This window comes from Streptomyces sp. NPDC060035 (genome assembly GCF_042736635.1).
GTDB lineage: Bacteria > Actinomycetota > Actinomycetes > Streptomycetales > Streptomycetaceae > Streptomyces.
Map to the genome: position 1 here is coordinate 1 of NZ_JBHWVO010000059.1, position 9,129 is coordinate 9,129.

Sequence of the window (9,129 nt, forward strand, 5' to 3'; positions counted from 1 at the left end):
GGGACGGGGCAACGCCTCCCGTCCCCGGCCGAAGCCGTACGCGGCCCGGTCAGACCTGCGCCGCACCCCGGTCCGGGACGCAGCGGCCGTCCTCGGTGCGGTAGGTCCACCGGGCGCCCGCGCCCACCAGCTCCCGGACCGCGCCCAGGAACCGCTCGATGTGCTCGTCCGGCGTACCGGCCCCGAAGCTCACCCGGATGGCGTTGAGGGACCTCTCGCCCGGCTCCGCCTCCGGGGCACCGCACTCGCCCGGGTCCTGCGGCTCGCTGCCCAGCAGGGTCCGTACGAGCGGGTGGGCGCAGAACAGGCCGTCGCGGACCCCGATGCCGTACTCGGCGGACAGCGCCGCGGCGAAGTGCGAGCTGTTCCAGCCCTCGACCACGAAGGAGATGACGCCGACCCTCGGGGCGTCGTCCCCGAACAGGGAGAGCACCCTGACCTCGGGGACCTCGGCCAAGCCCTCGCGGACCCGGGTGACCAGCTGCTGCTCACGCGTGACCAGCTGGTCGAACCCGGCCTCGGTCAGGGCCCTGCAGGCGGCGGCGATGGAGTAGACGCCGATCACGTTGGGCGATCCTGCCTCGTGCCGGGCCGCCGTGGTGTGCCACTCCACGTCCACACCGCCGTCGGTGCGCCGGGCGACCTTCCTGGAGGCGCCGCCGCCCGCGAGATACGGCTCCGCGTCCCGCAGCCAGTCGGCCCGGCCGGCGAGGACGCCCGAGCCGAACGGCGCGTACAGCTTGTGCCCGGAGAAGGCCACCCAGTCGACGTCCAGCTCCGTGATGTCCACGGGGTGGTGGGGCGCCAGCTGTGCGGCGTCGAGGACGATCCGGGCACCGTGCGCATGGGCGGCGGCGGCCAGTTCCTTCACCGGCCACAGCTCACCGGTGACGTTCGACGCGCCCGTCACACAGACCAGTGCGGGCCCGTGGGGGTCGCGGTCGGCCAGCGCCCGCTCCAGCGTCACGACTGCCTCGGCCGGGGTTCGGGGGGCGTCGAGGTAGGTCACCCGGGCGTCGCGCCAGGGCAGCAGCGAGGCGTGGTGCTCGGTCTCGAACACGAACACCTGGCAGTCCTTGGGGAGCGCGGCGGCCAGCAGGTTGAGGGAGTCCGTCGTCGAGCGGGTGAAGACCACCTGGTCCTCGGCGCGGCAGCCGAGGAATTCCGCGACGGTGACGCGGCTGCTCTCGAAAAGGTCGGTGGAGAGCTGCGAGAGATAGCCGGCACCGCGGTGCACGCTGCCGTAGTACGGGGCGTAGGCGGCCACGTCGTCCCACACCCGCTGCAGCGCCGGGGCGCTCGCCGCGTAGTCGAGGGCGGCATAGGCGACTTCACCGCCGGTAACCAGCGGAACGGTGACGTCCGCACCCAGAACCGGCAGCGGGGCACAAATGGACTGGTCGACGACAGCGGTGGAGACAGACATGGCGAACTCCCGTAACAGGCAGGCGAAAACCCGGCGCCGGCAGATACGCGGCAGCGCAGGGAAAGAGAAAAGGGTGTGCGGAAGAGGGCGTTGAGCCCTATCGCATTCGCTTGCTCACAAGAGGCTCCCTGGGGACCAGGACCCCGGGGGATGGCATTCACAGATGCCTAGGGGCCCGCGCTTGCCACAGACCTCGCTGCCTGCGGCCTGGTCTTCACCCGGGGCACCCCGCCACGGACGGAGGGTTGCCGGACAGCGAGCCGGGGCCTATTCGCTGTCACTCATGACCTGCGCAGCATCTTGCCATACCTGCCCGCATGCGCAAGGGCGCAGTCCGCGATCCGGACTGCGCCCCGACTCACGTCCTGCCCTCAGGCGTTGCTGGCGGCCACCCAGCGCTCCAGCGCCCGCTTGGCGGATCCCGAGTCGATCGCTTCCGCGGCCCTCGCGATCCCGGCCGCGATCTGCTCGCTCAGCGTGCCCTCGCCCGGGTCCAGCGCGACCAGTGCGGCAGCGGAGTTGAGGAGTACCGCCTCGCGTACGGGACCTGTCTCCCCGTCAAGCATCCGGCGGGCGACGTCCGCGTTGAACGAGGCGTCGGCACCGCGCAGCGCCGAGACCGGCACCAGCTCCAGGCCGACGTCCCGCGGGTCGAACGCCTCTTCGCGCACGGCTCCGTCCCGGACGATCCAGACCCGGGAGGTCGCCGTGGTGGTCAGCTCGTCGAGGCCGTCGTCGCCCCGGAAGACGAGCGCCGAATTGCCCCGGTCGGCGAGCACGCCCGCGACGATCGGCGCCATCTTGAGGTCGGCGACGCCGATGGCCTGGGAGCGCACCTGGGCCGGGTTGGTGAGCGGGCCGAGGATGTTGAAGGTGGTCGGCGTGCCGAGCTCCTTGCGGGCCCTCGCCGCGTACCGCAGGGCGGGGTGGAACTTCACTGCGAAGCAGAAGGTGATGCCCGCTTCCTCGGCGACCTCGACGACGCGCCGGGGCGTCAGTTCAAGATTGACGCCGAGCTTCTCGAGCACGTCGGATGCCCCGCTCGCCGAGGAGGAGGCGCGGTTGCCGTGCTTGACGACCTTGGCGCCGGTCCCGGCGACGACGATCGCCGACATGGTGGAGATGTTGACCGTCTTGGCCAGGTCGCCACCGGTGCCCACGATGTCGACCGTGCGGCCCGGCACCTGGATGGTGTGGGCGTGCTCGTACATCGCGCGTACGAGTCCGGTGACCTCGTCGACGGTCTCGCCCTTGGCCCGCAGGGCGATCGCGAAGCCGGCGATCTGTACGTCGGTGGCCTCGCCGCTCATGATGCGGTCCATGGCCCACGCGGTGTCCTCGGCCGTCAGGCTCTCGCCGCGCAGGAGGGGCATCAGCACGCCGGGCCAGGAACGGGCCGCCACGCTGTCGCCGCCGTCCGGGGTCACAACGTTCATGGTCCGCTCCTGGGGTCCACAGCCGATAAGGGGATCGCCCCACCCTATCCAGCCCCGGGGACAGCGAAGAGCCCCGTCCATCGAATGGACGGGGCTCCTGCTGTGGCGATCAGCTCAGGTGATCAGTGGTGGCCGTGGCCGCTGGTGATCTCCTTGTACTCCTCGGCAGAGGGCTTGGCGATCTGGCTCTGCTCGCCGTAGTAGCTCTTGCTGAGCTTGGCCCGCAGCTTCTGCAGCGCCGAAGGCTTGCGCTCGACACCGTTCTCGTCGACCGTCGGGCCGATCTCGGCCGGCTTGTACTGCTCGTGCGCGGTGAGCGTGTGCAGCTGCCCCTGGCTGAGCGGCTCGTGGATCTCGACGAACTCACCGTGCGGCAGGCGCTTGATGGTGCCGGACTCACGTCCGTGCAGCACCTTCTCCTTGTCGCGGCGCTGGAGGCCGAGGCAGATCCGCTTCGTCACGATGAACGCGATGACCGGGCCCACGAAGATGAAGATCCGGACGAACCACGAGATGGCGTTCAGCGACAGGTGGAAGTGCGTGGCCCACAGGTCGTTTCCACCACCCACGAAGACGATGAAGTACTCCGTGATCCAGGCGACACCGAAGGCCGTACGGGTCGGGGCGTTGCGCGGGCGGTCCAGGATGTGGTGCTCGCGCTTGTCCCCGGTGACCCAGGACTCGATGAAGGGGTAGACCGCGATCACGCCGAGCACCAGGCCGAAGGCCATCAGCGGGATGAACACGCCCAGGACGAGCGTGTGACCCCACAGGTTGATCTCCCAGCCCGGCATCACTCGGATCAGACCCTCGGCGAAGCCCATGTACCAGTCGGGCTGGGCGCCGGTGGACACCTGGTCCGGGCGGTACGGACCGAGCGCCCAGATCGGGTTGATCGAGGCGATGCCCGCGATGACGGTGATGACACCGAAGACCAGGAAGAAGAACCCTCCGGCCTTCGCCATGTACACCGGCAGCAGCGGCATGCCGACGACGTTCTTGTTGGTCCGGCCGGGACCCGCGAACTGCGTGTGCTTGTGGTAGAAGACCAGGATCAGGTGGGCCACGACCAGGCCGAGCATGATGCCCGGCAGCAGCAGAATGTGGATCGAGTAGAACCGCGCGACGAAGTCGCCGCCGGGGAACTCTCCGCCGAACAGGAACATCGAGATGTACGTACCGACGATCGGCGTCGCCAGGATGGCGCCCTGCGTGAAGCGGACACCCGTACCGGAGAGCAGGTCGTCCGGGAGCGAGTAGCCCGTGAACCCGGTGAACATGCCCAGCACGAACAGCAGGAAGCCGAACATCCAGTTGATCTCACGGGGCTTGCGGAACGCACCCGTGAAGAAGACGCGCATCATGTGCACGAACATGCCGGCCAGGAAGATCAGCGCGGCCCAGTGGTGGATCTGCCGTACGAGCAGACCGCCACGGACGTCGAAGCTGATGTCCAGCGTCGAGGCATAGGCCTCGGACATCCGGATGCCCTGCATCGGCTCGTACGAGCCGTGATACACGACCTCGTTCATGCTCGGGTGGAAGAACAGCGTCAGATACACACCCGTGAGGATGATGATGATGAAGCTGTAGAGGCAGATCTCACCGAGCATGAAGGACCAGTGGTCCGGGAAGATCTTGCGCATGTTGGCCTTGGCCAGGCCGTAAATGCCCAGCCGGCCGTCCGCCCAGTCTGCTACCCGCTCACCGGCGGGCGCCTTGCGCTTTGAATCCGTCGCAGTACTCATCCGCGCTCCCAGAAGGCAGGACCGACGGGCTCTTCGAAGTCGCCGAGCGCCTCGAGGTTGCCCTCGCTGTTCACACCGATCCGCAGCTGCGGAAGGGCGTGACCGGCCGGACCGAAGATGACGCGGGCGCCGTCGGAGAGGTCGAAGGTGGACTGGTGGCACGGGCAGAGCACGTGGTGCGTCTGCTGCTCGTACAGGCTGATCGGGCAGCCGACGTGGGTACAGATCTTGGAGAAGGCCACGATTCCCTCGTGGGCCCACTCACGCTCACGCTTGTCCTTGATGTTCTCCGGCTCGATGCGGATGATCATCAGGGCAGCCTTGGCGATCTGCGTCTGGAAGTCGTGCGCGTCCTCCTCCAGGCCCTCGGGCATGGCGAAGGTCAGCGAACCGACGACGACGTCCTCGGGACGAAGCGGCTCCATCGTGTTCATGTTGATGAGCTGCTTGCCCTTGGCCCACAGGGTCGAGCGGAGCTTCTTCTCCGGCAGCGGACCGAGGTCGCGCAGCAACATCACGCCGGAGAGCGGCACCAGGGCCAGCGCACCGAACATGGTGTTCCGGATCAGCTTGCGCCGCCCGATCGCCGACTCCTCGGCACCTTCCGCGAAGTCGGCGAGAACCTTCGCCTTGACCTCGGGCTCGGCCTGGATGGCGTGCCGGTCGTCGGCGACCTCCACGTCGGACATCAGGGTGCGCGCCCAGTGGACGGCGCCTGCGCCGATGCAGAAGAGCGCCACACCCAGGGTCAGACCCAGGGAGAAGTTGAGCGAGCTCACATGCCCGAACGGCCAGATGTAGACGATCTGGTCGACCGGGAAAATGAGGTAGGACGCGATGAAAGCGATCGTCGCCAGCATGGACAGCGTGAACATGAAGGCGACGGCTCGCTCGGAGCGGCGCGCAGCCCGTTCGTCGATGTCCTGGATGCGCGGCCGGTGGGCCGGCAGCCCCGGGTCGGCGAACGGATCGCCGGCACTCTCTACCGCGCCGTGCGCGGTGTCCTGCTCTGCGGGCAGGACCTCTTCTGGAATCTCTTGGCTACTCATGACTTCTTGGCCTTAGCGGTGTGGGCCGCGACCCAAACGGCAACTGCGATCAGGGCGCCGAGCCCGAAGATCCATGCGAACAGACCTTCGCTGACCGGTCCGAGACCACCCAGGCTGAGGCCACCGGGGGTTTCGGCGTCGTCACCGTTCACGGTCTTGATGTACGCGATGATGTCCTTCTTCTCCTTCTCCGGCATGGTGCTGTCGGGGAAGGACGGCATGCTCTGCGGGCCGGTCTGCATGGCCTGGTAGATGTGCTTCGGGCTCACGCCTTCGAGGTTCGGGGCGTACTTGCCGTATGTCAGCGCGCCGCCCTCACCTGTGAAGTTGTGGCACTGCGCGCAGTTCGTACGGAACAGGTCACCACCCCGGGCGACGTCCGCGCCCGCGGGATCGACCTGACTCTCGGTCGGCGTGATCGGACCGGCGCCCAGGGACGCGACGTACGCCGCGAGCTGGTCGATCTCGGCCTGGGTGTAGATGACCGGCTTCTTCGGTACCTGGGCACCCGGCTGCTGAGCCGGCATACGTCCGGTACCGACCTGGAAGTCGACGGCGGCGGAGCCGACGCCCACGAGGGACGGCCCGTCGGTGGTGCCCTGACCGCCGGTTCCGTGGCAGCTGGCGCAGCCTACGGAGTAGAGCTTCTTACCCTCGTCGATGGCGAGGGACTGGGCGGTTTCGTCTGCCTGCGCCTTACCCGCAGGCGCAAACGCGGCGTACAGCCCCCCGGTAGCCGCCAGCGCGAGGAGTAGTACGACGACCGCCGCCAGAGGATGGCGTCGTCGTGCGGAGAGCTTTTTCACGGATTACCCCGGTGTCAGGATCTTCTGCGTCGATGGTGTGTGGGTGCGAGCCCGGTTACTTGATCATGTAGATCGTGGCAAACAGGCCGATCCACACGACATCGACGAAGTGCCAGTAGTAGGACACGACGATGGCGGCGGTGGCCTGTTCGTGAGTGAATCTCGAGGCCGCGTATGTCCTGCCGAGTACGAGCAGGAAGGCGATGAGACCGCCTGTCACATGCAGACCGTGGAAGCCGGTCGTCAGGTAGAACACCGAACCGTACGGGTCGGAGGACAGGGAGAGACCCGCGTCCTTGACCAGCTCGGTGTACTCGAGGACCTGGCCTCCGATGAAGATCGCACCCATCACGAACGTGATGCTGAACCAGGTGCGGAGCTTCTTCACATCGCCCCGCTCCGCGGCGAAAACGCCGAGCTGGCAGGTGAGTGAGGAAAGCACCAGGATCGTGGTGTTCGTCGCCGAGAACGGGAAGTTCAGATGGTGAGCCATCTCCTTCCAGTGCTCGGGTCCCATCACCGATCGCAGGGTGAAGTACATCGCGAAGAGGGCCGCGAAGAACATCAGCTCGGAACTCAACCAGATGATGGTTCCGACGCTGGTGAGGTTCGGTCGATTGACCGACGGGTGCGCGTGCCCGGTTTCTACTGTCGTTGCTGTCGCCACGACCGACATTATGTCGGTCGCTTATCCCGCCCTCACTCCGGGGGGTGCCGTTCGGTGTGTCAGTGGGGTGTGTCCTCACCGAACAGCCCATCGAAACGCCGTCATCAACGGTGCTGACAGGCTGTCCGCCGGAGTACGATCCGCCCAACGGTTCATGCCCCGAGAGCTCAGAGCGCCCCGAAGACACAGATGTCACGGAGGAACAATGCAGCCGACCGCCACGGTCCTGGTCTACAGCGACGACGCCAACACCCGTGAACAGGTGAGGCTGGCAGCCGGCCGCAGGCCTGCGGCCGACGTGCCCCAGGTGGAGTTCCTGGAGTGCGCGACCCTGCCGGCCGTGCTGAGCGCACTGGAAGGGGGCGGTGTCGATGTCTGCGTGCTGGACGGCGAGACGGCTCCGGCGGGCGGTATGGGCGTCTGCCGGCAGATCAAGGACGAGATCTTCAACTGCCCGCCGGTGCTCCTGCTGATCGGGCGCCCGCAGGACGCCTGGCTGGCCACGTGGAGCCGCGCCGACTCCGCGGTGACCCACCCGGTCGACCCGGTCGACTTCGCGGATGCCCTGGCCGCCCTGCTGCGCAGCAGACTCTCCGTAGAGGCCTGAGAGTCCCGGGGCCCCCGGCCGAAGTCCTCCTGAGGGGCGGCGCACCCCCGGATCAGACCTGGGGGCGCAGCCGCGCCGTCTGGACGTTGGTGCCCGCGTCCGGCGTGCCGCGCTGCAGGGCGCTGCCTTTCTGCCAGGTGTCCCAGGGCAGATTCCAGTCGCCGAAGCCGTTGTCGAACGGCGTCATCGTCTCGCCCTCGCTGCCGACGACCTTGACGATGTCGCCCTCGCGCACGGTGTCGAAGAACCATTCGGCGTCGGCGGTGCTCATCCCGGTACAGCCGTGGCTGACGTTCGCGTTGCCCTGCGCGCCCGTCGACCAGGGAGCCGCGTGGACGTACTCGCCGCTCCAGGTCACCCGGGTCGCGTAGTAGACCGGGAGGTCGTACGACTCGGAGGAGCCGGCGGCGATGCCGATGCTCTCCCCGCGCATGCGTACGTAGTACTCCTTGCCCAGCACCACCTTGACGCCGTTGCGGGTGGAGAAGCCCGGTTTGCCCGTGGTCACCGGAATGGTATTGATCACTTTTCCGTTGCGCAGCACCGTCATCGAGTGGTCCGAGGCATTCGTGATGGCCTCGATGCGGTCGCCCGTGGTGAGCTTCAGCGGCTTCGCGGCGCCGCCGTAGAGGGCGTTGGTGACCTTGATGCCCGAGAGGTTGCTGCGTACGTCGATGGTGGCGTCGGTCGGCCAGTAGTCCTTGGGCCGGTAGTGCAGGGTCTTGTCGTCGACCCAGTACCAGGAGCCCGTCACCGCGGGCGTGGACCGGACCTGCAGCCCGCGCTCCACGGTGGCCCTGGCCGCCTTGTCCTTGACCGGAGCGCTGAGTTCCGCCGTGAGGGGCTGTCCGACCCCGTAGGTGCCCGCCTGCGGGCCGAAGGCGACCTTCAGGAACTTCTTGGCCGAGGTCGTACCGAAGGTGTAGGTGCGGCTGCCGGGGGCTCCGTCGCTGTTCTCGGTGGAGACCTTGACGGTGTACCGGGTGCCGGCCGCGAGCGAGGTGGTGGAGTGCCACCGCCGTCCGTCGGCGGCGAGTTCACCCGCCAGATGGCGGCCCTGCGTGTCGACGGCCGTCACATCGGTGATGCGGACGTCGTCATCCTTGACGGTGACTTCGAGGGGCTTGTCGGGGTCGGCCTTCTCACCCTTGGAGGGGCCGTTGAAGGAGACCAGGTCGGCCGCGTCGTACGGCTTCAGCGACAAGGGATGACCATCGGGTTCGCCACAGGCGGTCGCACCTGCAACCAGGGTCACGACCAGCAGAGTGCAGCTCACTACGGTGCGGATGCGCGGCGTGTGGTTCATGAACCCACGCTAAGAAGATTCATCCGATCCAGCGCGTTCAGTGACTGCAAACGGGGGCCCGGCCCGCTCATTACTGAGCCGGCC

The 9,129-nt window shown here is 67.7% G+C and carries 8 protein-coding genes and 1 riboswitch; of the genes, 1 reads left to right on the top strand and 7 read right to left on the bottom strand.

Features of this window, described 5'->3' with window-relative positions:
* Positions 1-49: 49 nt before the first annotated feature.
* The 6 genes from ACFWBQ_RS37900 to ACFWBQ_RS37925 form a co-directional block, all read right to left on the bottom strand.
* Positions 50-1,426 carry an aminotransferase class V-fold PLP-dependent enzyme gene (locus ACFWBQ_RS37900; protein WP_385508501.1) on the bottom strand — a complete coding sequence of 459 codons (1,377 nt, stop codon included), beginning with the start codon at positions 1,424-1,426 and terminating at the stop codon, positions 50-52.
* Positions 1,427-1,598: 172 nt separating this feature from the next.
* Positions 1,599-1,715, bottom strand: a riboswitch (SAM riboswitch).
* Between the two features lie 82 nt (positions 1,716-1,797).
* Entirely contained in the window at positions 1,798-2,862 is a 1,065-nt protein-coding gene (gene trpD, locus ACFWBQ_RS37905) for an anthranilate phosphoribosyltransferase (protein WP_385508503.1), read from the bottom strand.
* A gap of 122 nt (positions 2,863-2,984) precedes the next feature.
* Positions 2,985-4,610, bottom strand: coding sequence for a cytochrome bc complex cytochrome b subunit (locus ACFWBQ_RS37910; RefSeq protein ID WP_385508505.1), 1,626 nt, complete (start codon positions 4,608-4,610; stop codon positions 2,985-2,987).
* Positions 4,607-5,659 (bottom strand): Rieske 2Fe-2S domain-containing protein, encoded by a 1,053-nt coding sequence (locus ACFWBQ_RS37915; RefSeq protein ID WP_385508507.1) that lies wholly within the window; start codon positions 5,657-5,659, stop codon positions 4,607-4,609. The genes ACFWBQ_RS37910 and ACFWBQ_RS37915 overlap by 4 nt, the downstream gene beginning before the upstream one ends.
* A complete protein-coding gene (locus tag ACFWBQ_RS37920; RefSeq protein ID WP_385508509.1) occupies positions 5,656-6,465 on the bottom strand; it encodes a c-type cytochrome in 810 nt (269 codons plus the stop codon). Before ACFWBQ_RS37920 ends, ACFWBQ_RS37915 begins: the two co-directional genes overlap by 4 nt.
* 55 nt (positions 6,466-6,520) lie before the next feature.
* Positions 6,521-7,141 (bottom strand): heme-copper oxidase subunit III, encoded by a 621-nt coding sequence (locus tag ACFWBQ_RS37925; RefSeq protein ID WP_385508511.1) that lies wholly within the window; start codon positions 7,139-7,141, stop codon positions 6,521-6,523.
* A gap of 196 nt (positions 7,142-7,337) precedes the next feature.
* On the opposite strand from ACFWBQ_RS37925, the gene ACFWBQ_RS37930 reads away from it, so the two are divergent.
* On the top strand, positions 7,338-7,739 hold the full coding sequence (locus ACFWBQ_RS37930; protein WP_385508512.1) for a hypothetical protein: 402 nt from the start codon (positions 7,338-7,340) through the stop codon (positions 7,737-7,739).
* Positions 7,740-7,791: 52 nt separating this feature from the next.
* Here ACFWBQ_RS37930 and ACFWBQ_RS37935 read toward each other — a convergent pair whose 3' ends face one another.
* Positions 7,792-9,045, bottom strand: a complete 1,254-nt coding sequence (locus ACFWBQ_RS37935) for an Ig-like domain-containing protein (protein ID WP_385508514.1) — start codon at positions 9,043-9,045, stop codon at positions 7,792-7,794.
* Positions 9,046-9,129: the final 84 nt, after the last annotated feature.